This is a genomic window from Dyella japonica (assembly GCF_040545895.1).
In the GTDB taxonomy this organism is placed as follows: domain Bacteria; phylum Pseudomonadota; class Gammaproteobacteria; order Xanthomonadales; family Rhodanobacteraceae; genus Dyella; species Dyella japonica_D.
Genome location: NZ_JBEPMU010000001.1, coordinates 330,233 through 353,502, shown reverse-complemented (window position 1 = coordinate 353,502; position 23,270 = coordinate 330,233). Strand labels below are relative to the sequence as shown.

Here is a 23,270-nt window from a genome sequence, read left to right as displayed (position 1 = left end):
GGTCACACCGGGGTTCGCACGATGCACCCAGACATCGATTCTATCGTTGTCAGCTTGTCGTGGACCTTGACCACGCCGGGCACGTTCTCCGCCAAGACGCGAAGCGCGTCGCGGGTCGACTCGCTTGTGATGACGCCACACAAGTCGACCTCGCCACGCGCCACCTCAACGTGCACCGTCTCGCGCGGCGCCCATGGCTGACGAGCAAACAATTCGTCGATGCGCGCCTTGATCAGTGCGTCGCCCACCACGGTCGCCCCGTTGTCGCTCTCGATGAGACGCAAGCACGCGCGCATGAGATCAGACCGGCTCAGCACACCCACCAGCCGCCCTGCATCAAGCACTGGAAGACGCTTGACGCCATGGCTGTCCATCAGCGCGACGGCGTGCTCCAGCGGGGCGTCAGCCTCCACCCAATACACCTCTGGCGCCATGATCTCTTCAACGACCCGGCCGTTTGCGTGGGCATAATCGCGCGCCAGGCGATCAGGGCCCAGCAGGAACTCCTGCCAGAACGAGCGCCGCTTGGCCGTTCCGGTTTCCGCGCGACGGATGAAGTCGCCCTCGGTCAGCATGCCCACCAGCGCGCCCTCGCTGTTGACCACCGGCAGACCGCTGAAGCCGCCATCAAGCATGAGATGCATGGCCTTGCCGATGTTATCGGTGTCCCGAACGAGCTGGACCTTTGGACTCATGATGTCGCGCACTTTCATGACGGCTTCCCCGCGTATAGGCAGCATGAGTATCGACCGCCGAGGAAACAATGGGTTGACGGCGGTCAATTTCGGAGCCCTTCGTGCCAACGATTTGCCATGAGAGGAGCGACTAATTTGACGCTCATCAACTATCCATCCGCCTATCGGCAGATGGTGCAGGCAGGGATTCATACCCCCGCCATTCATTAGCAGAGAAGCGAGCCTCTCATGCGCCATGCATTGGTCACAGGTGGGACACGCGGCCTGGGCCGCGCCATTGCCATCGCACTCCGGGATGATGGTTGCCGGGTCGCCGCGGTCTATCGCGGAAACCAGGAGGCAGCCCGACGATTTCGCGACGAGACGGGCATACCTGCCTATGCCTGGGACGTCTCGGCCTATGCGATGTGCGCAGAAGGCGTGACAAGGGTCGAAAGGGAGATGGGTCCTGTCGATATCCTCGTCAACAATGCCGGCATTACGCGAGACGCCATGCTGCATCGCATGAGCGAAGAACAATGGCTGGAAGTGATGCGGACCAACCTGGGGTCGATGTTCAACATGACGCGCGCCGTCATCAACGGCATGAGGGGTCGCCATTACGGCCGCATCATCAACATCAGTTCTATCAATGGACGCAAGGGCTAGGTCGGGCAAACGAACTACTCGGCGTCCAAGGCCGGAGTGTTGGGCTTTACGCGTTCGCTGGCGCTCGAAAGCGCCTGCAAGGGCATCACGGTGAACGCCATCGCGCCAGGTTATTGTGAGACGGATATGGTGGAAGCCGTTCCAGAGGACGTCCTGAAGGGTATCGTCGCCAGCATTCCGGTCGCGCGACTGGGCTGCCCGCAAGACGTCGCGCAACTGGTTTCCCTGCTCGCCAGCGAGCAGGCCAGTTTCATTACAGGCGCCATCTTCGACGTGAACGGCGGGCAGTGGATGCCGTGACTCCATCGATCTCAAAGGCTTCCCAGCGGCAATCAGCCGAAGTATTGAGCAGCGTCAATTGGCCCCGTCCACAGAAGGCGCATGGTTGGCGTATGCGGAAAGACTTTCATGGAGTAGCGCCATGCCCCACAAAATTTCGCATTCCCGCGTGGCGGGGGCGCACCGGGAGCCAGAAAAAGTCTCCTGGTCTGTGCCATCGCTGCACCCTTGGACCGGCTATCTACGAGACGGTCAATCCATTCTCGTGCGGCCGGCATGTGGTGATGATGCGCCTCTGGAAAGGGACTTTGTGCGGCGTCTGACGCCGGAAGTATTTGACCAGTGTTCGCTGGGACTAATCCAACCCGATCGCGACGAGCTTGTTCGCGAGCTCGTTCGTATGGACGTATCCCATGATATGGGCCTGTTGGGGCTGGTGGAGGTCAATGGCCAGCAAACGCTGGTCGGCCTGGCGCGATTTCGGGGCGACCCGCAACGGACACGCTGCGACTGTACAGTTGCCGTCGATCCCCTATGGCGCGAGCGCGGCGTGGGAAGCATCCTCATGCATCACTTGATTGGCATTGCCAGGATGCGCGGCATCCGCAAGATGTTTGCAGTCGATGCCTTTCGTGATGCCGGCGCACATGCGCTGGCCCGTCGCCTTGGCTTTCGCCCTTGTCCGGACCCCGACGATCCTGCTGCGGTCACTTTCGAACTGGAATTGCAGGCATGAGTGACGATGCCTCTTTGCCTGCGGCGCGACGCTGACATCGCCGCCATGCCTGCGATGTCAGCAGCCTCTCTGTCGCGCGCTGAACCCCCTTCGCATGGCCATCGCGCACCCATGTGACGAGCTTTCGTTGCAAGGTGTCATGGCGGCGCATTCTGCGGTACTCATCGAGCCGATTCGCGCCGGGCCGGAGGCACGCATACGGCAGTAGCCGAAGTCGCAGAGTGTGACCTCTCCGGCATCGACGGAGGTCTGCTGCGGTCTGCCGGAACGGGCCCTCCCGCGGCTACCCTACTCTGCGACCCCCAACGATGTGCGGCGTATGAGTGCACGTAAGCACTCGAGCCAGATGACACTCGCTGCGAGGGTGAGCAATCCAAACATGAGCATGGAAGTGCCCGGTGCCGCAAATCCGAGTAGCTGGCGCAGGGTCGGCATACCGAGAATGATCCCCAGCATTAGACCCGATCCACCGAGCATGTACAGAAGCCAGTGATTTTCACGCCAGTTCGCACGCCACAGTGCGTCAGCTAGATCGTGGTTGGAGAGGGTCAGCAGATACATCTCGGAAACCAGTCCGATAAATACCAGGGCCCTCCCCTGCATGGACTCGACACCGTGATCGCGGGTAAGCGCGTAGCCAAGCAGGAGAATCACGGCAAGCCCTACCCCCTGCGCCATAGCGTAGCCCACGTTGGCAAGGCGAAAAGGCGTTTCACCGACGACCCGGGGCGGTCGCTGCATGATCGACGGAGACGCCGGGGCTGATTCGAAGACAATGGAGCACGCCGGATCAATCAGCAGCTCCATCAAAACGATCTGCACTGGCGTCAATAAAATGGGCCAGTGCAGCAGACTCGGCACGAGGGCAAGAGCCACAATGGGTACGTGTACCGCAATAACGAACCGAGTGGCCTTGGTGATGTTGTCGTAGATTCTCCGCCCTTGCCGGATCGCGACCACCAGGCTGGCAAAGTCATCATTCAGTAGCACCAGCGCCGCAGCTTCGCGCGCGACATCCGTGCCGCGGGCGCCCATGGCGATACCGACATTGGCCGCCTTGAGCGCGGGAGCATCATTGACACCGTCTCCCGTCATGCCAACGACCTGACCCTGCCGCTGCAACGCAATAACCAGGCGCAGCTTTTCGGACGGCTGTACGCGTGCGCAGATATCCGTGTGCCGCAACTTTTCGTCCAGCTCTTCGTCTGTCAGTGATGCGATCTCCCGACCGGTGAGCAGCATGGGATCAGGCCCAACCCCGACCTGGCTCGCAATGGCTCGCGCCGTGGTGGGATGATCGCCCGTCATCATGAAGACGCGGATGCCAGCGGCACGACATTCAGCGATGGCCTCGGCGACCCGGGGTCGAGGTGGATCGATCAGCCCGATCAGTCCGGCGAAGCGGTAATCAAAGCTGCGCTGCGACGGTGGCCACGCATCGCCCTGCCAGCGTGCGCTGGCGACACCGATGACGCGCAGGCCGCGTTCTGCCATCGCTCGCACCTGACCCTCCAGCACCCGCCTCTCATCGGGCGACACATGGCATAGCTCCATGATCGCCTCGGGCGCCCCCTTGGAAGCGAGCAGGTAACACTCGCTCGCCTCCTGCCGAAAGGCCCGCGTCATTGCAAGCAGATTCGGGTCCAGGTCATATTCTTTAGCGGGTGCCGCCCTGGTGAGTGCATAGGTCTGCGCATCGATCACCTTGGCGCCCAATGCGTGAATGGCCAGCTCCATCGGATCGCTGGAACCTACCGGCGTCGCCAACAGGGACAGACGCAGCAGCCCATGACAAGCCTCAAGCGATTGCGATCCATCAACGCGGAGCGCGAATCCGTCGGCATACAACTCGGACACGCGCATTCGATTCTGTGTCAGCGTGCCGGTCTTGTCGACGGCCAGTACGGTGATGGCGCCGAGGGCCTCGACAGCGGATATTCGATGCGCCAGCACCTGATGGCGAGCGATACGCCATGCGCCCAATGCGAGATACACCGTCAAGATGACGGGAAACTCCTCTGGCAGGATCGCCATCGCCAAGGCGATGCCTGACAGCAGGCTCTCTATCAGCCCGTGTTTGCCCCACAACCAATTGATGAGCCACAAGCTCACGGCACAGACCATGGCGGCCACGGCAAAGCGGCGAATCAAACCTCGTGAAGCACGCTGAAGACTCGAGGTCACTTCTATCGCCGAACTGAGTCCCTGTCCGATATGGCCAATCGCCGTATCCGAGGCGATGGCGGTGACCCTGGCCACGCCCCTGCCCTTGGCAATCATCGTGCCACCAAGGACTTTTTCATCGTCGGACCCTGGCACCTTCATCACGGGTACCGACTCGCCAGTGACCAGCGACTCGTCCACCTCCAGGTATCCGCCGAACAATTGGGCATCGGCGACAACACGATCACCTTCCTGTAGCGAAAGCACGTCGCCAACAACCACTTCCGCCGCCGGAATACGCCTATCGCGCCCGTCGCGGACCACACGTGCCTGAGGGGCTGAAATGTCGCGTAGCGCTTCCAGTGCGCGTTGCGTCTTTCGCTCCTGAACCAGTGTGATGCCGATGACCACGATGACCGATGCCATGAGGAACAAGGCTTCGGCCAGATCGCCGAGCGCAAGATAGAGGCCGCCCGCAGCGAGCAGCATCAAGAACATGGGCTCGATCAAGACGTCCCGAACGATCAGCCACAGGGGCTTTGGACGGCTCCCTGGCAGCACATTGGGGCCATATCGTTCCAGCCGCGTTCTGGCTTCGAGTTCGCTCAGTCCTTCGGTCGATGGAGGGCGATTGGTGTGCACGGTCGTCTATCGCTCATGCGGTGAGGTGTGGCGTCCGCTGCTTGGCTTTTTGCCTATTAGGCGACCTGGCGATCTGACAGGAGTTGAGCCCCGTCAATGAGAGCGGCCAAGCCATTGGGCAGGCGATGATCGGGCGGCTGAAGTCGTCCGTCGGCGATGCGCGGGCCGAGCCCCGACCATGACGCAAAGTTGATCGGCCTCAATGATGCAGCCAGACGTCCGGCTTAGCTTTGTGACGGGTAAGTGCCGGAGGCGGCACCATGCGCGATATGTCTGTTGAAATCGGCGCGCGCCGCGCGGGCTTCTTACCCTCTTCTTGCAAAGGCAGAGGAGGTCATCGTGCTCGATGGTGAACGTTCCGGATCTGAAGCCGCAACCGAACGGGCCACGCATCCTCGCCACCCCTGAGGGAACGACTGGATCGCCGAAACATCCACGCGCGCTGGCTGCCCGGGCTCTTGGCGGCGGAACGCGGCCCATGCTCGAGCATTCCATGAACCCATTGTTTCACGCGCAGCAGGGCTGTTTGTCGGCCGTGGTTCAGCAGCACATGTCGAGGCGTATCACATGAAAATTCTTCTGCCTGTCGATGGAAGTCCAAACAGCACAAGGGCTGCCAAGTACGTTGCCACACATTGGCAAGGGAGCGCCCAGATCACACTTGTCCATGTCGATATTCCCTTGCACGATTACATTGCAAGGCAACTCGACGCGGACAGCATCAGCCGTTATCACACGGCCAATGGCAGAGCCGCGCTTCGTGGCGCCGCAGGCGCCCTGACGAAGGCCGGGCACCTGTTCGAGGAACGCATGCTCGTCGGCGATCCCGGCACGGAGATCGTTCAATGGGCAAAGAAGAACCGAAGTGACCTGATCGTCATGGGCTCACACGGGCGCGGCCTTCTCAAGAGTCTTTTCCTCGGTTCTGTTGTCATCAAGGTGCTTTCCAAGTCCAGCATTCCCGTTCTGGTGGTTCGCTGAAGCTGGACACGAGGCAGGCGGCGCGCCTGGCTCTGTTGGAATAGCCATGCTCCCATGGCAGCGTTCTTTCGTGTGCCCACTTGGACAGGACTGGGGTATCGAGGAGACCGACAACATGACTACGGCTCACAAGGTGCTATTTGCAAGGATTCTCGAGAGAGGCGCCGCCATCGAGATTACCCAATGGACCGGCCGCACTTACCTGGCATGTGCCGGCGTGCTGGCGACGACCTCACTGGCGCTTTCCGCTCCATGGATGATCGGCGTAGCCATCGCGTTTTGCGGGTGCGGCTATTTTGTGGCGTTCAAGTTAAGTCGAATGGCAGCGATGATCGGCTTGCTTCTGAGTGCCGCTTGCTTTGCACTTTTCTCCGGCATTTGGCCACTGGCGTTGGTCATCCTGGTGTTTTCACTGGTCGAATGGATGGCAATCCGCGGTGCCGAGGCCATCTTCAAGCTACGCGGTCGCTTCGCACAAAGCCGTACGGTTCGTACGCCGGAGAATTAGAACTTGCCATCCCGGCCACTCATGGTCGACACGCGGCCGCTTGCGCGGCCAAGCTATGCGCAACGTTTGGCAGGGCCTTCTTCGCCAGCAGGCGCTCATTAGTGAAACCGGCGAACAGCAGCCGATTCGTGGAAAGGCCTCCCTTTGGACCTGCTTCGGCATTCAAGTTTGTGGCATTACTTGCCGCAGTCATATTGGTACTTGCAATCGTTCGCGACATGGGGCGTTGCAAGCCCTCCATGGATGATGGGCTTATCGGCGCTGGCGGACGCGCACGCCGCGGCCGCCGTGGCGGCGCAAGCGCCGTTTCGAACCGCGCGCTCGATTGATGCCGGTCAAGTTTCGCCCGCACGAGCCGCCTACTCTCTGGTTGAGCGTGTGTCTCTGAGGCTTCGGGAGTACATCATGTCGACAGCGTGGATCCTGGTAAGCGATGCGGCGCGTGCCCGCATCTTTGAAACCATCGGCGGCGACGCCAGCCTGGTGGAAGTTGCCTGCTACACCAACCCGGCGCTGCGGGGAACACCCGCGCTGACAATCGCCGGGCGCACGGTGCCGCGGACCCAGGAAAGTGTCGGTTCCGCGCGCCACGTCATCGAGCCGCACACCGGTTACAAGGACAAGGAAACGCACGGGTTTGCGCACATGCTGGTGGTGCGGCTGCTGAACGCGCATGCGCATCACCACTATGACCGCTTATTCCTCGTGGCGCCGCCGCATTTCCTTGGCGTATTGCACGAGCACCTGCGCCAACCGGCGACTGTCGGTTTCGCTGAGGAACTGGCCAAGGACGTCGTGGCGCTGCCGCCCGCCGATCTGCTGGCCTACCTCAAGCCACGTCTTTCCCTGCGCCCAGGCCTTGAGGACGCCCGAGCCGGCTGAGGTCTCATCCACGCTTGCAACAGACTTACAAAGGGGCGCCATCTAAGCGCCCACGAAACGCCCGGGAGGGTCAGCTGGCCGTTTTGGCTAGTGTTGCTCCGCCGTGCGCGGGTGTATGTTTATTGGGCGTTTTACCGGGGTTGGACGCCCTGCTCCAGTGGACACCGCTTGGGGAAGCCCGTGTCTATGACTGATCACTCATCGTCTTCCAACGCACCACTGCCGCACGTGCTGGTCGTGGATGATGACGATGAAATCACCTCGCTTGTCCGGCGCTATCTCACCGCCCAGGGATTCAGTGTCACCCCTGCCGGCAACGGAACGGAGCTGAAGGATGCTTTGCGCGCCGCGCAGGTCGACCTGATCCTGCTGGATCTGGGACTTCCCGGCGAAGACGGCCTTGAGTTGACGCGCTACCTGCACAGCCACTGGCAGGGGCCGGTGATCATCGTGTCGGGGCGCGGCGAGTCGGTCGACCGTATCGTGGGCCTGGAACTTGGTGCGGACGACTACATCACCAAGCCCTTTGAACTTCGCGAATTGCTGGCCCGGATTCGAAGTGTTCTCAGACGCGCGGCGCGCAGTGCGGACGCCGTTACGCCCCAGCGGTACGCAACGCTTGTGTTTCGCGGCCATCGGCTGGATACCGCATCGCATGTCTTGCGTAACCCCGCCGGCGACGTCGTGCCGTTGACCAGTGGTGAATACGACCTGCTGAAGCTATTCCTGGAGCATCCCAGCAGGGTCTTGTCGCGCAACGACATCATGTCGCACATCCATGGTCGCGACGCCGGCCCTTTCGATCGCGCCATCGACGTGCAGATTGGCCGCCTGCGGCGCAAGATCGAAACGGACCCATCGCAGCCCGACCTGCTCAAATCCATTCGCGGCGCCGGTTATATGTTCACGGAAAAGGTGGAACGCGAATGAGCGATCCGCTTTCCATGACGGGTGATGCGGAACTGTTCCAGGCTTTATTCAACACCGCACCGGACGCCATGATCGTTGTCGATCACGACGGGCGTATCGTGCTTGCCAACCCCCAGGCGGAAAACCTTTTCGGCTATGGGTCGCACGGACTCCATGGACTGCCTGTGGAAGCGTTGCTGCCAGAACGAGTCAGGCTGGCGCATCAATCGCACCGCTCCAGCTACATGGCCAATCCGCGCGTGCGCCCCATGGGCGCCGGCTACGAGCTGACTGGCGTGCGTCGCAACGGGCGATCGTTTCCCGTGGAGATTGGGTTGAGCCCTATCGCCGCTCAGGGCCGAACCCTGTTCGCTGCGTCTATTCGCGACATTTCAGAGACGCAACGCGCACGGCAGGCCCTGGTACGCGCGCGTTATGACGCTGCCACGGGGCGCGTGAGCCGTCTGTTGCTGGAGTCGTCAAGCTACGATCAGGCGGTGGACAGCATCCCCTCGCTGGTCGCCTCAGCCCTGAAGGCCGAATCAGCCGCCATTTTATTTCGGGACGTGCACAACCCCCTATGGACGTGTCCCGCGGCGGTCGGCATGACCACCGCGTTGCAACGGCGCATCTGCATGAACCTTCCCGAGCCAAGCTGGAATTTGGGCGAAACGAGATTGGAATTCGATGCCGATACGCCCGCAGGCATTCCACCGCAGCTAAGAAAGCTGACGGAAACGTTGTTTGGTACAGGCATGGTAAGCGCCACGTTGATTCCGCTGCCCGACCGGTATGAACCCATGGGTTTGCTGCTCGTGGCCATGCGAGACAAGGGCGGCTTCGATCACGACAAGGTGCATTTTCTTCAATCCGTAGCCAACATGCTTGCTGCCGCCGTGCAGCGCAGTCGCAGCGAGGAGCAGCTGGCGCACGCGCAGCGACTGGACGCGATCGGCCAGCTGACGGGCGGGATCGCGCACGATTTCAACAACCTGCTCACGATCATCTCGGGCAATCTGCAACTGCTGGCGCCGACGCTGCCCGATGATGAATTGTCACGGGAAGCCATTGACAGCGCGGCGCGCGCTACCGAACACTGCGCGGCGTTGACCAGCAAGCTGCTGTCGTTTGCCAGCCGGCGGCGCCTGTCGCCCCAAGCGGTGACCCCCATGCAGTTGCTGCCTGAGCTTCGCGAAATGCTGGCAAGGACGCTGGGCGAGCGCATCACCGTGGCGGTGGCCTGCCCGAGCGACCTGCCCGCCATCGAGGTCGACCCGTCGGAGTTCGATACCGCTCTGGTGAACCTGGCAATCAATGCGCGCGATGCCATGCCCAGGGGCGGCCGCCTTGATATCAGCGTGCACCTGATCGACGGCAGCGAGCCCGCGCCGCTTTCCACGGATGGGAAACCCCATGTGGTCTTTCGCGTACGGGATACGGGGCTCGGCATGACACCTGACGTCCTCGCCCATGCACTCGAGCCGTTCTTCACCACCAAGGAAGTGGGGAAAGGCAGCGGCCTGGGGCTGAGCATGGTCTACGGCTTCATGAAGCAGTCCGGCGGTCGAATGACCATCGACAGCCAGCTTGGCTACGGCACGCGTGTGGAACTCTGGTTTCCTGCATCCGCCAACCCACCGGCCATCTCGGCGGGGCCCCTTGCCTCCGTTCGCATGGGCAGCGGAACAATCTTGGTGGTAGAGGACGAACCAGAAGTGCGGAAGGTCGCAATCGCTTTCCTGCGTTCCCTGGGCTACTCCACGGTGGAGGCCAAGGGCGCCGAGGAGGCGCTGTCGCTTTTATCTGCGCACCCTGAAATCGATCTCCTGTTCTCCGATGTGGTGCTGGGTCGCGGCATGACCGGCGCCGAGCTGGCCGAAGAAGTGTGCCGCAGAAGGCCAGGCATGCGGGTGTTGCTCACCTCCGGGCATGAGCGTCTTACGCCAGTCGTCAACGAAGCGGCGCTGAAGGCCTTCGCCATGCTGCCCAAGCCTTACCACAAGGAAGATATCGCCGAGGCTGTGTATCGCGCGCTGGGCGATAGGCTGCGGAGTCGAAGCTGATCAGATCGAATTGGGTTACGCCATCTGCCCCGTCATGCTGCGCAGCGCGCCCTCATCGAGCACCTTCACTTCGCGCCGCGCCACGGCGATCAACCGCATGTCATGCAGCTTGGTCAGCACACGGCACACCGTTTCATTGGTCAGCGCAAGAAAACTGGCCATGTCCGCACGCCGCATGCGAAGCATGAAGTGCTTGGCGCTGAAGCCCATGCTTGCGCAGCGCTTGCCTTCTGCGAGCAGGAACGCGGCGACACGCTGCTCGGCGTTGAGCGTGCCGATGGTAAGCATCCACGCGTGATCAGTGCGGATCTCCCTGGCCAAAGCCGCGGCCAGGCGCGCATTGAGCTCCGGCATCTGGTGGCAAGCCTGGAGCATGGCGGGGAATGGAAGTTCCCATGCCTCGCCGGACTCGAGCGATACCGTGCCGCAGGCGTAAGCGTCCAGACCGATGGATTCAGTGCCCAGGAAATCTCCCCTGCCCCGGAACCCGATCACCTGTTCGCGACCATCGTCGGCAAGCTCCACCAACTTGACGAAGCCGGCATGCACCAGGAACAAGGAGTGAAAGGATTGTCCCGCGTGATAGATCGACTGGCCAGCGGCGAGCTTGTGGCGCAGCACCGTCACATGCTTGCGCAGTTCATTCACGTCGATGGCCCAGGTCGCATCCTCCGGATGGTACGAACGCGCATCAGCCGCAAAGGAAGACGAAGGTTCCAAGCGCATGTTCATGGCGACACCCCGTTGATCGCGACACACTACCCATGTCAACGACCTTAGCTGCCCCGCATCACTGGGCGACGACGATTCCGAAACGATTTGTAACAGTCGGTAACAGGATAAAGGTGGTCGCGCATTGGCGCTCCTCAACCAGGGGGCTGCCGCAAATAGCATCGACACCGATGTCGCATCAAGGACCCCCGACATATGCGCAGGACATCCCTATCTATTGATGTTTGCGCGGGCGATATGCGGGACGCGTAGCTCCGATGGCAAGACAGCACCTCCTTCGCGCCTGCACATCCCGCGGACGAGCAAGGCTACGCTTTGGATTGGTTACGCCGGCATGGTGTTCCGTAAAGGTTCCCGCCCTGATGCAGGCTGCCGTCGTGCCGTCGTCTTCGCAAATCTCCGTGCGCAAGGCCATGCAGGAATGGATTGATGAACCCACAGAGTGCACACCGCCATTTTCCTGCGTAAATCAGCCTGGCCTCTCTTCTCAGCCGACGACCCGAACGATCGTTGATCGCCGTCAATACCGACACGGCACGGAAAGCAGACGCTCGGTCCAACACCACTCCCAGGGCCGCCGCCATGTCGACACCAACAACCCTTTCTTCGAGCCGCACGGTGCATGGCGCGGCCGGCATTTATGAGGACGCCAGCCGGGACGCACTGGCGACCGGATTGAACGTTATCGAGTCATGGATGAGCGACGCTTCGCGTGCGCAAAAGGATTGGCTGTCTTTCTTCAACCATCGTTTGGACAAGGATACGGCCGTCTTTGCTGGCCTATTGCAATGCGCAAGCCTCGGGGTGTTCATTGATCTTCAGACCGAATTCTGGAGCGGGTTGGCCAACGATTATGCGGAACTGGCGCAGAGAAGCCTCTGCTGGCTCGGAGATGCAGCACAACATGCCGTCGATGAGGTCAGGAAAGAGACTTAGACGGCGCAGAAGCGAGTGACTATCGCGCTCAGTCACCATCCGGTAATCAGCCATGACCATGACGTTTTCGACAAGGAAAAGACAGTTCCAGCCGCGCCCCAGTTTTTCCATGATCAGCGGCATTCTCGCCGTCGTCGCGGTAGCTAGTTCGCTGGCCTATGTCCATGCCTGGGGAAAGCAAGCCATCCCGTTCGTCGAATGGGTATGCGGTTCAAGCGCCGTGCTGCTCCTCATCAGCCTCATCGTCGATTCACGGCGACCCTGACCACCAAAGGACGGCATGTGTTCAAGCGCATCCTTCTCGCCGTTGATGGCAGCGAACAGTCATTACAGGCCGCATCGACCGGCATCGCGCTCGCAGCGGCAAGCGGCGCAAAGGTAATGGGTCTTGAGGTATTGAGGCCGGTGGCGTCGGTTGTTCTGGCGGCCGACGCGATACTCCACGACAGCCCCGGTCATACTGCCAAGGCGATACGCAGCGCCCGATCGGATCTTGCCGAGGTTCGCCACATGGCCCGCGACGCCGGCGTCGACTTCGAAGACAGCTACGCCTTCGATCGCCGTCCCTGCATGGCGATCATCGCTGCGGCAGAGCGAGCGAACTGCGACCTCATCGTGGCCAGCGCACGCCAGTATGCCGGGAGCCATGGCGGGCGACTGAGCCACGAGATGCTCCGAATCATTGGCGGGTGCGGCGTTCCCGTGCTTGTTTGCCCCTGAAAGGCGTCGCGCCAGGTTCATCTTAAAAAGAGGGTGGCGAAGTTGTAATCGATGCTGATGGCCGATGAGCCCTCTAAGGAGCGCCCTGCGCAGCTGGATAGAACCGCATGTCGCGCCATGGCCGGCTATCGAACTGAAAGGCCATCAGATAGAAAGTTATGGATCCTTCGTCAAACCATGTTCGTCATGAATGGCGGCAGGCCGGGCATGGTGCGTGCAGTTCAAGGCCTCACCCGGGTACCGCGGCCCGACAAAAGGTTCCCAAAAGACATGGGCCTGACGATATCGGCATCGCCAGCGTAACTAGAGGCAATGAGGGTTTGACGGATATGCCTCTCTGCCGCCTCGACGCTCGCGGTATCGGATAACTGCCCTACGTTGCCGGGGAAATCCATGAGGTTCCTTGCTTTGGGTGCATGGCTTCTGTTGTTTGGATCCCATGCCGCGAACGCCCTGACGTTGCCGACTTCGCCAAAAACTGGGGCGACGACGGCACCATCGAAGTTGTCCGAGCTGCAGCAGTGCGATAAGTGGGCTGACATTGTGCGCGACATCGCCTCGGCCAGAGCGAGCGGCGAAACGATGAGCGATTACGTGGCGGATCTAAGGAAGTCGGGAGAAGATTTGGTGCCTCCGGAGCTTCAACTCATCCAGCGCATCTACGCAAGCACCCTCTCCCCGGACGACGTGGCGGCACTTTGGCAGAAAGATTGCTATGCAACCATACAGCGGCAGAGCCGCCCCTAGCGCGCCCCTGGCTGGTGGTTGAGGGATACCCCAGCGACCGAAGACCAACCAGGAGGTCACTTCTTAAAAAAGGCATGGAGATGGAACTCCCTTGACCGTTCCCACCACGGTCATCCTGCGGCACTTTCTGGAGAGGCGGTCGCGTTCAAGCTCCCCTCCCCGCCCCCTGGCGCGGCCGTCTCTCCACCCCTTGTTTGCAGCGATCTTTCAGTGCTGCATGAGAACGGGCATGTCTGCATGCTCCAGGACATGCCTGGTGGCTCCTCCGAGAATCCGCTCCCTTACGCGCGCGTGGCCGTACGCTCCCATGATGAGACAGTCCACGGAATGCTTCCTCGCTGCGGCAAGAAGCGCCGGGCCTGCATTCAAGGGACTGGCGTAGAACGGCTTCTCCGTCGCTTTCGCATTGTGTGAACGCAGATAAATCACGGGATCGAATGGAGGAGTTTCATCCTTCGCCTCAAGGCTCAGGGCGCCATCCTTCATCACCACCACCTCCTCCGCAAGACGTGCCAAGGGAAGCGCAGCGTGTGTGGCACGGATAGATTCAATGCTGCCGTTCCAGGCGATCATCATATGCCTGAAGCTGAGCGGCTTGTCCCAGTGTGGCGGCAACAAGAGGCAAGGCGTACGGCATGTGAGAAGCGCCTCGCCAAGCACGTCGGTCAACAACGATGGCTCGGCCATATCGCGCTCGAGCACGATGAGATCATGCCAGGCCCCTAATGACCGCATGGTTTTTGCCGGCGCCAATTTGGTGCTGTGCCACGCGACATGCCTGACGCCACGAGATTGCGCAAACGCTGCAAAAGCGTCGTAATCGTCACGCTCGTCGCGATACTGGTCCAGAAGAAGCGCCAACACCGTCGGTTCGCCGTCGACTCCCCGCAACGAGCGAAGCGAAGGGGCGATGTAACACCCTGTGACATGCGCATTGGAAAGCGCGGCAATGTCCACCCCCGCAAACGCGGCCGGGCTCCATGGGCCTGAGGAGGTGACGAGGGCCAGGATGTCGCTATAGCCCTTCCGCATTCCGGTGGCCGGCCCCGTCTCGTCATCTACGGGGGCGCTCAATGGCATCTTCATGATGGGCTCCGCGTATCCTCAAGCGAGATCGAGCGTGTGCAGCACTTGCGCGCTGTCCTGAGGATCGGGACGGCGGACAAACCCGAGATAGGCAGCGAGATCCCGCATGGCGTAATTGTCCGAGGCGTCCACCGAAAACATTTTCTTGAAGCCGTTCCTGCGCGCCATGTTGATAAGGTGACGCATCAGAAGCACGCCAAGCCCCTTGCCTTGCCAATCGTCGGACACCGTAACCGCGCACTCACAGCTCTTGCCGTCCTCCGTGGCGCTGTAGCGGCTAATGCCAATTTCTCGCAGCCTGCCGTCTTCATGGATCAGGGCAACAAAGGCCATGCGCGACTGATAATCCACGTCCATGAGGCGATCGATGGTGGCGGCCGAAGGATGCTCAAAATCTCCCAAGAAACGCATGCGGCGCGCCTTGTGCGACAACCGCTCGATGAAGGCGGTCTCTCGCTCCCGGTCCTTCGCCGTCAGCGGACGGATGAGAACAGGCGTTCCATCTCGAAGCGGTTCGATCCAGTGATCGCCCTCGATCGCCTCGAGAAAGGGAAGGAACGGCTTGGCGATCTCGGCGTGATGAGAGGTGCGGGTAGGCATGGCGGCTACTCAAGCTATGGGCCTGTTGGACCTGTCCTTGACCAAATGGCTGGAGATACTCGTTAGCATCCTGCCAATTTTTTTTACGTCAGAGCGGTAGCCGGAACATTGACGAGGATCAACAACCCAGCGCCATCGACATCGCGCATTCGTGCAGGTCTCGCAGAGGTTCAACGCTCCCGCCACATCGTTCTATTGACGTGGGTCAAATGGGATTGCCGACAGATAGCCCAGGCTGCATGCAAGCCCTTGGCGCCGTTGCGCGGGCATCCGCTACCTTTCGACGTCTGGAGCAGGCTATGTTCAAACGAATCTTGTTGCCCACGGACGGATCCGATCTCTCGCTGCGCGCAGTGGATTTCGGCATCCAGCTTGCCAAGAAGCTGGGGGCCAGCGTCGTCGCATTTCACGCGATGGAACCGTTTGCCTCCGCCCCCTACTTCAGCGACTTGATGATCTTTCCCGAAGACGCTTACGAAAAGGAGGTCAATGAGCGGGCCGCCTACTATCTGGAAGAAACCAGGCAGCGCGCGGAGGCGGCCAAGGTTCCATGGGAAGGTCTACACGAATATGCGCATCGCCCTTATGAGGCCATCATGCGCGTTGCCCGCGAACAGAACTGCGACCTCATCGTGATGGGCTCGCACGGACGCTCTGGCATCGATCGCCTGCTCTTGGGCAGCGAGACGCACAAATTACTGCTGAGTGCCGAAGTACCCGTACTTGTCTGCCACTGAAAAAATCAGGGGACGAGCACCGCGGCGCCCTGCACCCATCCCAGCCGGAGTGCCTTCAGCGCTTCATTTGCCTGCGCAAGCGGGTAGCGTTGCACATGAACCTTGACCTTTGCCTCCGCGGCGACTCGAAGAAATTCACGGCCATCCTGGCGAGTCAGATTGGCCACGGAGAGCAGACGGCGCTCCTCCCACAGCAGTGCATAGGGAAAGCTGGGAATGTCTGACATGTGGATGCCGCCGCACACGACGGCGCCTCCCTTTCGAACCGCCTTGAGCGCGATGGGGACCAGTTCGCCCGCCGGCGCAAAAATGAGCGCCGCATCCAGTTCAAATGGTGGACGCGAATGCGATGCCCCGGCCCAGACCGCGCCCAGGGAAAGGGCAAATTCCTGGGCAGCGGTGTCGCCCTCTCGCGTGAAGGCGAAAACGTCCTTGCCCTGGTACGTCGCAACCTGGGCGAGCAAGTGCGCTGCCGCCCCAAAGCCATATAGGCCGACGCGATGGCATTCACCCGCCAACGACAATGCACGGCCGCCGATAAGTCCCGCGCACAATAGCGGCGCGGCCTGGGCCGGATCGGGATAGTCCGTCTGAGGCAGCGGCAGGCAAAAGTCGGCATCCGCAATGACATGGGTGGCATAACCGCCATCTCGCGTGCAACCGGTAAACGCCGGTGTATCGCAAAGATTCTCCTGTCCACGCGTGCAGTAAGCACATTGGCCGCACGCATGCCCGAGCCACGGCACGCCCACCTGGTCGCCCAGCACCGGCGAGAGCACGCCGTCGCCGACCTCATCGACGATGCCGACGATCTCGTGACCGGGCACGACGGGATAGCGCGCCTGCGGCAACTCTCCATCGCAGACATGAAGGTCGGTACGACACACCCCGCATGCACGTATTTCGAGGCGAACCTGGCCCGGTCCCGGAACAGGCGTCGCCTCTTCCACGAGCACCAGAGGCTGTCCCGCTGCCGTGAGCCGCATGGATTTCATGGAGGCTCCTCAATGAATGAACATGCCAACGACCGCCAGCGCCATCACCGCCGTCGCTCCCCAACCCAACCAGCGCAGCCAGCCGACGACGACGAACTGCCGCATGACGCCAGGCTGGCAGGCAATCCACATGATGGCACCCATGAGGGGAACGGAAATCACGCCGTTGATGACCGCCGCCAGAAACAACATGCGCAACGGATCGATGGGCAAGCAGCTCAAGACAATACCTAGCACCATCGCCCCGATGATGATCGAGTAGAAGACCTTTGCACTGCCCGGCTTCTCTGCCAGGCTCGATTTCATGCCCATGGCCTCGGTGACCGCGTACGCTGCCGAGCCTGCCAGGACCGGCACGGCGAGCAAGCCAGTGCCGATGATGCCCGCGGCAAACAGCAGCGACGCGGATCTTCCGGCAAGTGGCTCCAGCGCCCGAGCCGCATCGGCGGGCGTGCGGATATCCATTACGCCATGGCCATGCAGTACCGAGGCTGTGGTCAGGATGATGAAAAACGCGACGATATTCGAGTAGGACATGCCGAACACCGTATCGAAGCGGATGCGCTCGAACGAAGTGGCGGCTTGTTCCGGCGCCTCGATCAACGGCCGGTCGGTCGGGGATTGTGCTTCTTCCTCCACCTCTTCTGCGGCCTGCCAGAAGAAAAGGTAGGGACTGATGGTGGTGCCAAATACGCCGACCACGACCACGAAGTAGCTAACGCTCCACGGCCAAGTGGGCCATGGCTGCGCGACCACCGATCGCCAGGGTACGTCAACGACAAAAGCCGTCATCACATAGGCAAGCAGGCTCAGCGTCAGCCACTTGAGGAACGGCGCATAGCGCACGAACGGCACGAACACTTCCAGGCACAGGGATACTGTCGCCAGAGCGAGTGCATAGAACCAGGCCGGCCCACCCAGCAGCAAACTAACGGCAGCACCCATAGCGCCGATGTCGGCCGCGAGGTTGATGATGTTGGCAAGTAACAGCAGGAACACAAGCAAAAGCACGAGGGTTCTCGGGAGATGCGCGCGCATGTTTGCAGCCAGCCCACGCCCCGTGACGCGGCCGACGTGCGCACACACCATCTGGATCCCTATCATCAAAGGAAGCGTCAGGACGACGGTCCAGAGCGTCGCATAGCCCCAAAGCGCCCCCGCCTGCGAGTAGGTTGCAATGCCGCTGGGATCATCATCCGCTGCGCCAGTGACCAGCCCCGCCCCAAGTTTTCTCTTTTGCCTTGAGGCAAGAGGCTGCTGCGCGATGGATGTTGGTTCGGCCGACATGGAACTCTTGGTGACCTCTGTGCGGCATGTCAGGGGAAGCCTTCGTAAAGTTGACTTCAATCAACTTCACGAATCGACTGGACAGCAAGCAGGGGGGATACGTGGAGCACGTTAGCAGCGATGATGCGACTGCATCAAAAGGCTGGCAAGCCCTTGTGCCCGCGGCTTTCTCCAAATCGGCCTTAGCGGCAAATCATGCAGGGCTTGCGCCTCGTCTGGGATTTATCGTGAGTATTATCAATACACCAGCACATCATCGCGTGCATCAAGCAAGCGATCTCACGTACGTCAACAAGAACCATGGCGGCATTCTGATCGTGTTCGATCGGCTGTTCGGCACTACGCCGTAGAAACGCTGGACGACCCGTACCGCTACGGATTGATAGCATCCCCGCAAAGCAACAACACCGCGCACGGCTGGCAACGCCATCCATGAGCGCTACGCCACGCTCGTGGATGGCGCGGTGGTGGCCGCAATGTTCGGGCCGTCTGGATGATCAGCGGAACGTTTTGGCCTGCGTTTCCCTAGGGCTTGCACACTTCTCCACCGGATGCCCTTCGCTGCCGCGCCGGCCAATGCTGCACGGCGCGACGCGGCGCCGCGGCTACGGCATCACGATGAAGCGACGCCCGTGTAGTCGACAACCAGGGTCACCCTGCGATTCGGTTCGGCACCGTCGCCCCACTTCCCTTTCAGCACCTGTCGGTTGTCTGCTTTGCCGTAACTCACGGCACGAATCCTATCCTGAGACATCCCCTCGTGCTGGAGGAGATAGTCACGCACAGCGTCGGCACGCTTGCGTCCAAGCCGGGCGTTGTAGCCGGGCGAGCCAGCAGCGTCGGCGAACCCCTCGACGGTGATCACGGCCTGCGGGTAGTGCGACGTGATGACCTTTGCAAAGTCGTCCAGCAGCGGCTTGTCTTCATCCCGCAGCGTGGCATCGTTGAAGGCGAAGTGAGCAGCGACGTCCACTTTGACGCGACCGCCCATCTCGGCAATCTTGGCGTCATATATGGCGAAGCGCTGGTGCATCTCGCTGGCCAGGCTATCTATCTCCTGTTGCTGCTTCTGGTCATTGGCGCGAAGTTCGCTGATGGCGGCATCGAAGTCGGTCTTCTTCACATAGCCCGTACATCCCGTCGAAATCAGCGCCAAGAAAAGCAAAGACGGACCCAATGGCATACGCATGGCAAACCCTCCCGAGTGCTTGAACTGCGTGGGCGCCCCTTCCGCCACGGCTGCAAGTGTGAAATCTCCGCAGGGTTCCATATTGACCCCCGTCAATCTTCAGTCGCCCCACGTCCAGGCATGCCGAGTTGAGCAAGATCAATAAAGACGAGCCGCCAAGGCGTAGTTTTCGTAAATGTCATGATCTTCGATCGGGGGATCGTCATGAGCTCCATCGCCAAAACCATCGAGGTCGTCGCTTCGTCCAAGATCGGGCTGGATGACGCTGTTCAAGGCGGCCTGAACAAAGTGTCCAGGACAATCGAGAACATTCAAGGCGCCTGGGTCAGGGATATCACCGTGCGTACTTCCTCCAATGGAACCATCATCGAATGGCGGGCACGGCTTCGAGTGACGTTTGTCGTCGAATGATGGGCAAAGCCAGGAGTATCCATGCAAGACGTGCTCGCCTATTGCGAAAGTTTCGTACGCTGGCCGCCTCATGTCGATTATGCCGCGCGCCTCGCCGCTCGGCTGGGCGGGCATGTGACTGGCATGTACGTCGCACCATCGCCAAGCGATATGCCCGTACCCTACGAGACGCCGGAATTGATCGCCGATCTCGCGCAAGCGCTTCAGGAAAAAAAGGAAGAGGCCTTGAGCGCTGGGCCATCGTTCGAAGCGTACGCAGGCGAACGAGGCGCGACGAGCGCGTCCTGGCAGGTCGCGGAGGGTCAGCTACCACAGGCCCTCAAGTTCGCCGGGAATTGGCATGACGTACTGGTGATAGGGCGCGCCAGGCATGCGCCCTGGGGCTCCGTTGCCACCGTGGGAAACATGGTGCTTGGGGCCGAGACACCCTGCATCGTCGTACCCGACGAGCCGCTGTCCACGATGACGCTCCAAACGGTAGCGATCGCCTGGAATGGCTCCATGGAAGCCATTCGGGCAACCCATGCGGCGATTCCGCTTCTTCGCCATGCGCGCAGAGTGACGATATTGCACGGCGCACAGCATCCACCCGCAGGCATGCGTGCATGGCAACCACCGTTCGACCTGCCGGCCTATTTGGCCAGGCATGGTGTTCCCTGTGAAAGCGAGCTTCTCTCAGAGCCTGAAGATTCCGCGGGCGATGGCTTGCTGCGGATGGCTCGGCGCACAGCGGCTGACCTGCTGGTAATGGGCGCCTATGGACATACGCGTCTGCGCGAATGGGTTCTCGGTGGCGCGACCCGCGGTGTACTCGAAGCCATGGATATTCCCGTTTTCATGCAGCACTAGCGCGCAGCAGAGGCGCAAAGAGCCAAGTGCCATGCGGCGATTCAAGGAGCACCCACCCAGCACCACAGGGGCGTGCCGCGCAGACTCACCAGCGAGCCTCAGCGGCTCCACGGCGCCAACCAGCTTATGAACACATCAGCCGAACGAAGTCATGCCGATATTTCTCCCGAGCTCACGATTGGTCGCGATACCGTCAGCTATTTGACCGACAAACTGCGCGAGTACGACGCGCGGACATTGCTGCCGTTCGAGCCGGAGGATGACGAACAGGATTGCGTTCGTATGGCGGTTTACGATGCCCTTGAGGAGCATGAGGGCGACTATTTGAACGAGCCTCTGCTGCAGGAGCTGCACTGTTTTCTCGACGACCTGTCCGACGATGAAAAAATCGATCTGGTCGCGCTCGTCTGGCTCGGCCGCAATGAGCTCACGGCGGACAGCTGGCCCCAGGTCAGGCAAGAAGCAGTAAATGCGTTCAACGCGAGAACCATCGACTATCTGCTTGGGACACCGGGCGTCGCTGAGCTGATCGAAGGCGGCCTGGCAGCCATGGCAGCGCCAGCTCTTGGCGATTAAGAGTCGTCCTGCGGACAAAGAGGTTATGGCCGCTGCAGGCGCCTTGTCGCCTGTGTTGAACCCCATTGATCTTGAAGCGCTGATTGCGATCCCGGGAGACTCTGGGACGGTGCGATCACTGAAACAGTCGAATCGACAACGACGGCAAAGCAATGTCATAAGAAGATTGGCGGCTCCTGAAGTAGCCCCCTCTTCCCATTGACGCTGATCAATATAAGCGCGATTCGCTGGCGTATTTTCGATAGCACCGTGAAACGATAGCGGGTGGCGCCATGTATCGGGATATAGCCATAGCCATGATGGGAAGCGATGGTGACGAGCGAGCTCTCGAGTTCGGCCTTGCACTGGCCGAGCATTTCGATGCCAAGCTCCTTCCGATGCAGGTGGTGGAGCTGCCGCAACCTACATACAACGCGTGGGAGATCATGACCGATCCCCGCATTGAAAAAGTGCATGACAAGCTTCGCCACGAAGCACAAGAGATGGCTGATCGCGCGCATGCAAAGATTAGCCAGTCCCAGGTCAGTTCAAGCGAAGTATGCCTGGTTGAAGCACTCTACCAAACCGCCTGGGAAGCGGTGGCGAAAGAGTGTTTCGCCGCCGATCTCATCGTCGTCGGGAGGTCAGGCGATCCTGCGGCGGCGTCACGTCAGGCGCAGGGGCTGGCCTCGCTTCTCATGCAATCGGGCCTGCCCATTCTGATCGTGCCAAGCCAGGCGCCTGCTTCGAGTATGGTCCCTCGAAAGATCGTCGTCGCTTGGCATTCTTCCCGCGAAGCCCGTCGCGCGTTGAATGACGCGCTACCGCTCTTGCACGAGGTTGAATCCGTAGAAATGCTTTCCTACGACAGTGATACAGACCCGAAGGATCCCATACGTCGGCACGCATTGATCGAGCATCTGGCACGGCACGGCGTGACTGCCCACTCTACGGCGCAGGGCTCCAAGGGGATGGATATCGCCAGCCTGATCTTCGCCCATGCCAAGAAGACGGGTGCCGATCTGGTCGTCGCCGGTGCTTATGGTCATTCGCGTTTCCGCGAATGGGCATTTGGAGGCGTGACCCGCGAGATGCTACTCAACGCGCCGATACCCGTACTGATGTCGCATTGAATTGGCTAGCATCGCTCGCCCTGATTCTTGAGTCGCAAAAACGCGCCGCGCACTCCTAGTTCGTTGCGCACACCAACCTTCACGGCCTTCTGCTACCGAGCCCGCCATGGCCATCTCTCGCTCGATACCAACGCAGGCCGACCACGACAATGGCGATCAGGCTGCCTACCGTTGCCGCCAGCATGTCTTGCCTGATTGCCACACAGACACAAGGTGCCTTGATGAAGTATCCACTCCTGCTCCGTGTCACGCATGCAGCCATTGCCGTGGGTGTGGTCCTGCAGCTTCTCCTCAGCCTTTTCATGGATGGCACGAGGCACGGCATGGGATGGTTGGGCATGGAACTGCACGAAATCGTCGGCATGATGGTGTTTGCTGCCCTGTCACTCCATTGGATCCTGTTCCCGCTGGGTTATGTGCCTTACGAACTGGGTCACTACTTTCCCTGGTTTTCGAGAAAAAGGCTCCGTGACCTGGCAAGTGATATGGCGGCAGGGCTGGCGACGAAGTGGCAGGATCCTGCGCGCCAGGAGCATCTGGCGGGCGCCATTCAAGGCCTGATGTTGTTGCTCGCAACCATGCTGTCACTGAGTGGCGTCGCCATCTACTTTGGGTCCCCCGAAACCGGTGCGCCACGACCTTTCGTGGAACCCGCGAAGGAGTTCCACGAGGCCATCGGTATGGTCATCTGGTTCTTTCTATTGCTCCACGTCACGGCAGTCATCACTCACCTTGCCCTCGGTCACCGCACCGTGCTGTCCATGTTCAAATTTTCCGGGGACTAGTC

General features: G+C 60.7%; 25 protein-coding genes and 1 pseudogene. 18 read left to right on the top strand and 8 right to left on the bottom strand.

Going from position 1 to position 23,270, the window contains the following annotated elements:
* Positions 1-2: 2 nt before the first annotated feature.
* The gene (locus ABIC75_RS01625) at positions 3-713 is read right to left on the bottom strand and encodes a CBS domain-containing protein (RefSeq protein ID WP_354012121.1); all 711 of its coding nucleotides are present in this window, start codon (positions 711-713) and stop codon (positions 3-5) included.
* 210 nt (positions 714-923) lie between these two features.
* Between ABIC75_RS01625 and phbB the strand changes: the two are divergent.
* A pseudogene (gene phbB / locus ABIC75_RS01620) lies at positions 924-1,643 on the top strand (acetoacetyl-CoA reductase).
* 121 nt (positions 1,644-1,764) lie between these two features.
* Positions 1,765-2,358 carry a GNAT family N-acetyltransferase gene (locus ABIC75_RS01615; protein ID WP_354012120.1) on the top strand — a complete coding sequence of 198 codons (594 nt, stop codon included), beginning with the start codon at positions 1,765-1,767 and terminating at the stop codon, positions 2,356-2,358.
* A 288-nt stretch (positions 2,359-2,646) separates the two neighbouring features.
* Here the strand turns inward: ABIC75_RS01615 and ABIC75_RS01610 are convergent, their stop codons facing one another.
* Positions 2,647-5,163 carry a cation-translocating P-type ATPase gene (locus tag ABIC75_RS01610; protein ID WP_354012119.1) on the bottom strand — a complete coding sequence of 839 codons (2,517 nt, stop codon included), beginning with the start codon at positions 5,161-5,163 and terminating at the stop codon, positions 2,647-2,649.
* 567 nt (positions 5,164-5,730) lie between these two features.
* Between ABIC75_RS01610 and ABIC75_RS01605 the strand changes: the two genes are divergently transcribed.
* The 5 genes from ABIC75_RS01605 to ABIC75_RS01585 all read left to right on the top strand — a co-directional run bounded on the left by ABIC75_RS01605 (position 5,731) and on the right by ABIC75_RS01585 (position 10,506).
* A complete protein-coding gene (locus ABIC75_RS01605; RefSeq protein WP_354012118.1) occupies positions 5,731-6,144 on the top strand; it encodes a universal stress protein in 414 nt (137 codons plus the stop codon).
* A 115-nt stretch (positions 6,145-6,259) separates the two neighbouring features.
* The gene (locus tag ABIC75_RS01600; RefSeq protein WP_354012117.1) at positions 6,260-6,652 is read left to right on the top strand and encodes a hypothetical protein; all 393 of its coding nucleotides are present in this window, start codon (positions 6,260-6,262) and stop codon (positions 6,650-6,652) included.
* Positions 6,653-6,895: 243 nt separating this feature from the next.
* Complete coding sequence (locus ABIC75_RS01595) at positions 6,896-7,534, top strand: host attachment protein (RefSeq protein WP_354012116.1); 639 nt, start codon at positions 6,896-6,898, stop codon at positions 7,532-7,534.
* A 228-nt stretch (positions 7,535-7,762) separates the two neighbouring features.
* Entirely contained in the window at positions 7,763-8,464 is a 702-nt protein-coding gene (locus ABIC75_RS01590; protein ID WP_354012115.1) for a response regulator, read from the top strand.
* Positions 8,461-10,506 (top strand): PAS domain S-box protein, encoded by a 2,046-nt coding sequence (locus ABIC75_RS01585; protein WP_354012114.1) that lies wholly within the window; start codon positions 8,461-8,463, stop codon positions 10,504-10,506. Before ABIC75_RS01590 ends, ABIC75_RS01585 begins: the two co-directional genes overlap by 4 nt.
* Positions 10,507-10,521: 15 nt before the next feature.
* Here the strand turns inward: ABIC75_RS01585 and ABIC75_RS01580 are convergent, their stop codons facing one another.
* Positions 10,522-11,238, bottom strand: a complete 717-nt coding sequence (locus ABIC75_RS01580; RefSeq protein WP_354012113.1) for a Crp/Fnr family transcriptional regulator — start codon at positions 11,236-11,238, stop codon at positions 10,522-10,524.
* 510 nt (positions 11,239-11,748) lie between these two features.
* Between ABIC75_RS01580 and ABIC75_RS01575 the strand changes: the two genes are divergently transcribed.
* From ABIC75_RS01575 to ABIC75_RS01560, 4 genes are all read left to right on the top strand, one after another.
* Positions 11,749-12,174, top strand: a complete 426-nt coding sequence (locus ABIC75_RS01575) for a hypothetical protein (RefSeq protein WP_354012112.1) — start codon at positions 11,749-11,751, stop codon at positions 12,172-12,174.
* Positions 12,175-12,226: 52 nt separating this feature from the next.
* Positions 12,227-12,439: a hypothetical protein gene (locus ABIC75_RS01570; RefSeq protein WP_354012111.1), complete on the top strand. Its 213-nt coding sequence runs from the start codon at positions 12,227-12,229 to the stop codon at positions 12,437-12,439.
* Positions 12,440-12,456: 17 nt separating this feature from the next.
* Entirely contained in the window at positions 12,457-12,894 is a 438-nt protein-coding gene (locus ABIC75_RS01565) for a universal stress protein (RefSeq protein ID WP_354012110.1), read from the top strand.
* Positions 12,895-13,287: 393 nt separating this feature from the next.
* Positions 13,288-13,641 (top strand): hypothetical protein, encoded by a 354-nt coding sequence (locus tag ABIC75_RS01560; RefSeq protein WP_354012109.1) that lies wholly within the window; start codon positions 13,288-13,290, stop codon positions 13,639-13,641.
* A 207-nt stretch (positions 13,642-13,848) separates the two neighbouring features.
* Here the strand turns inward: ABIC75_RS01560 and ABIC75_RS01555 are convergent, their stop codons facing one another.
* Both ABIC75_RS01555 and ABIC75_RS01550 read right to left on the bottom strand, forming a co-directional pair.
* Positions 13,849-14,727 carry a universal stress protein gene (locus ABIC75_RS01555; RefSeq protein ID WP_354012108.1) on the bottom strand — a complete coding sequence of 293 codons (879 nt, stop codon included), beginning with the start codon at positions 14,725-14,727 and terminating at the stop codon, positions 13,849-13,851.
* An 18-nt stretch (positions 14,728-14,745) separates the two neighbouring features.
* Complete coding sequence (locus tag ABIC75_RS01550) at positions 14,746-15,327, bottom strand: GNAT family N-acetyltransferase (protein ID WP_354012107.1); 582 nt, start codon at positions 15,325-15,327, stop codon at positions 14,746-14,748.
* Positions 15,328-15,626: 299 nt separating this feature from the next.
* Between ABIC75_RS01550 and ABIC75_RS01545 the strand changes: the two genes are divergently transcribed.
* Complete coding sequence (locus ABIC75_RS01545) at positions 15,627-16,064, top strand: universal stress protein (protein WP_354012106.1); 438 nt, start codon at positions 15,627-15,629, stop codon at positions 16,062-16,064.
* Positions 16,065-16,069: 5 nt separating this feature from the next.
* Here the strand turns inward: ABIC75_RS01545 and ABIC75_RS01540 are convergent, their stop codons facing one another.
* Both ABIC75_RS01540 and ABIC75_RS01535 read right to left on the bottom strand, forming a co-directional pair.
* Positions 16,070-17,059 (bottom strand): zinc-dependent alcohol dehydrogenase family protein, encoded by a 990-nt coding sequence (locus tag ABIC75_RS01540; RefSeq protein WP_354012105.1) that lies wholly within the window; start codon positions 17,057-17,059, stop codon positions 16,070-16,072.
* 9 nt (positions 17,060-17,068) lie between these two features.
* On the bottom strand, positions 17,069-18,346 hold the full coding sequence (locus ABIC75_RS01535) for an NRAMP family divalent metal transporter (protein ID WP_354012104.1): 1,278 nt from the start codon (positions 18,344-18,346) through the stop codon (positions 17,069-17,071).
* A 50-nt stretch (positions 18,347-18,396) separates the two neighbouring features.
* On the opposite strand from ABIC75_RS01535, the gene ABIC75_RS01530 reads away from it, so the two are divergent.
* Entirely contained in the window at positions 18,397-18,696 is a 300-nt protein-coding gene (locus ABIC75_RS01530; protein ID WP_354012103.1) for a sterol desaturase family protein, read from the top strand.
* Between the two features lie 263 nt (positions 18,697-18,959).
* On the opposite strand, the gene ABIC75_RS01525 is transcribed toward ABIC75_RS01530, so the two are convergent.
* The gene (locus ABIC75_RS01525) at positions 18,960-19,535 is read right to left on the bottom strand and encodes an OmpA family protein (RefSeq protein WP_354012102.1); all 576 of its coding nucleotides are present in this window, start codon (positions 19,533-19,535) and stop codon (positions 18,960-18,962) included.
* A 204-nt stretch (positions 19,536-19,739) separates the two neighbouring features.
* Between ABIC75_RS01525 and ABIC75_RS01520 the strand changes: the two genes are divergently transcribed.
* The 5 genes from ABIC75_RS01520 to ABIC75_RS01500 all read left to right on the top strand — a co-directional run bounded on the left by ABIC75_RS01520 (position 19,740) and on the right by ABIC75_RS01500 (position 23,268).
* Complete coding sequence (locus ABIC75_RS01520; protein ID WP_354012101.1) at positions 19,740-19,946, top strand: dodecin family protein; 207 nt, start codon at positions 19,740-19,742, stop codon at positions 19,944-19,946.
* A 21-nt stretch (positions 19,947-19,967) separates the two neighbouring features.
* Positions 19,968-20,795 carry a universal stress protein gene (locus ABIC75_RS01515; RefSeq protein ID WP_354012100.1) on the top strand — a complete coding sequence of 276 codons (828 nt, stop codon included), beginning with the start codon at positions 19,968-19,970 and terminating at the stop codon, positions 20,793-20,795.
* 126 nt (positions 20,796-20,921) lie between these two features.
* Positions 20,922-21,371, top strand: coding sequence for a DUF3775 domain-containing protein (locus tag ABIC75_RS01510; protein ID WP_354012099.1), 450 nt, complete (start codon positions 20,922-20,924; stop codon positions 21,369-21,371).
* Positions 21,372-21,643: 272 nt separating this feature from the next.
* Positions 21,644-22,483 (top strand): universal stress protein, encoded by an 840-nt coding sequence (locus tag ABIC75_RS01505; RefSeq protein ID WP_354012098.1) that lies wholly within the window; start codon positions 21,644-21,646, stop codon positions 22,481-22,483.
* Between the two features lie 221 nt (positions 22,484-22,704).
* Entirely contained in the window at positions 22,705-23,268 is a 564-nt protein-coding gene (locus ABIC75_RS01500) for a cytochrome b/b6 domain-containing protein (RefSeq protein WP_354012097.1), read from the top strand.
* Positions 23,269-23,270 lie beyond the last annotated feature (2 nt).

Excerpts from the sequence above, each read along its gene's own strand:
- ABIC75_RS01555 (WP_354012108.1), bottom strand. The coding sequence starts at position 14,727 with ATGAAGATGCCATTGAGCGCCCCCGTAGATGACGAGACGGGGCCGGCC.
- ABIC75_RS01510 (WP_354012099.1), top strand. The coding sequence starts at position 20,922 with ATGAACACATCAGCCGAACGAAGTCATGCCGATATTTCTCCCGAGCTC.
- ABIC75_RS01505 (WP_354012098.1), top strand. The coding sequence starts at position 21,644 with ATGTATCGGGATATAGCCATAGCCATGATGGGAAGCGATGGTGACGAG.
- ABIC75_RS01525 (WP_354012102.1), bottom strand. The coding sequence starts at position 19,535 with ATGCGTATGCCATTGGGTCCGTCTTTGCTTTTCTTGGCGCTGATTTCG.
- ABIC75_RS01520 (WP_354012101.1), top strand. The coding sequence starts at position 19,740 with ATGAGCTCCATCGCCAAAACCATCGAGGTCGTCGCTTCGTCCAAGATC.
- ABIC75_RS01500 (WP_354012097.1), top strand. The coding sequence starts at position 22,705 with ATGAAGTATCCACTCCTGCTCCGTGTCACGCATGCAGCCATTGCCGTG.
- ABIC75_RS01570 (WP_354012111.1), top strand. The coding sequence starts at position 12,227 with ATGACCATGACGTTTTCGACAAGGAAAAGACAGTTCCAGCCGCGCCCC.
- ABIC75_RS01560 (WP_354012109.1), top strand. The coding sequence starts at position 13,288 with ATGAGGTTCCTTGCTTTGGGTGCATGGCTTCTGTTGTTTGGATCCCAT.
- ABIC75_RS01585 (WP_354012114.1), top strand. The coding sequence starts at position 8,461 with ATGAGCGATCCGCTTTCCATGACGGGTGATGCGGAACTGTTCCAGGCT.
- ABIC75_RS01515 (WP_354012100.1), top strand. The coding sequence starts at position 19,968 with ATGCAAGACGTGCTCGCCTATTGCGAAAGTTTCGTACGCTGGCCGCCT.
- ABIC75_RS01615 (WP_354012120.1), top strand. The coding sequence starts at position 1,765 with ATGCCCCACAAAATTTCGCATTCCCGCGTGGCGGGGGCGCACCGGGAG.
- ABIC75_RS01595 (WP_354012116.1), top strand. The coding sequence starts at position 6,896 with ATGATGGGCTTATCGGCGCTGGCGGACGCGCACGCCGCGGCCGCCGTG.
- ABIC75_RS01550 (WP_354012107.1), bottom strand. The coding sequence starts at position 15,327 with ATGCCTACCCGCACCTCTCATCACGCCGAGATCGCCAAGCCGTTCCTT.
- ABIC75_RS01535 (WP_354012104.1), bottom strand. The coding sequence starts at position 18,346 with ATGTCGGCCGAACCAACATCCATCGCGCAGCAGCCTCTTGCCTCAAGG.
- ABIC75_RS01580 (WP_354012113.1), bottom strand. The coding sequence starts at position 11,238 with ATGAACATGCGCTTGGAACCTTCGTCTTCCTTTGCGGCTGATGCGCGT.
- ABIC75_RS01605 (WP_354012118.1), top strand. The coding sequence starts at position 5,731 with ATGAAAATTCTTCTGCCTGTCGATGGAAGTCCAAACAGCACAAGGGCT.
- ABIC75_RS01540 (WP_354012105.1), bottom strand. The coding sequence starts at position 17,059 with ATGAAATCCATGCGGCTCACGGCAGCGGGACAGCCTCTGGTGCTCGTG.
- ABIC75_RS01600 (WP_354012117.1), top strand. The coding sequence starts at position 6,260 with ATGACTACGGCTCACAAGGTGCTATTTGCAAGGATTCTCGAGAGAGGC.
- ABIC75_RS01625 (WP_354012121.1), bottom strand. The coding sequence starts at position 713 with ATGAAAGTGCGCGACATCATGAGTCCAAAGGTCCAGCTCGTTCGGGAC.
- ABIC75_RS01545 (WP_354012106.1), top strand. The coding sequence starts at position 15,627 with ATGTTCAAACGAATCTTGTTGCCCACGGACGGATCCGATCTCTCGCTG.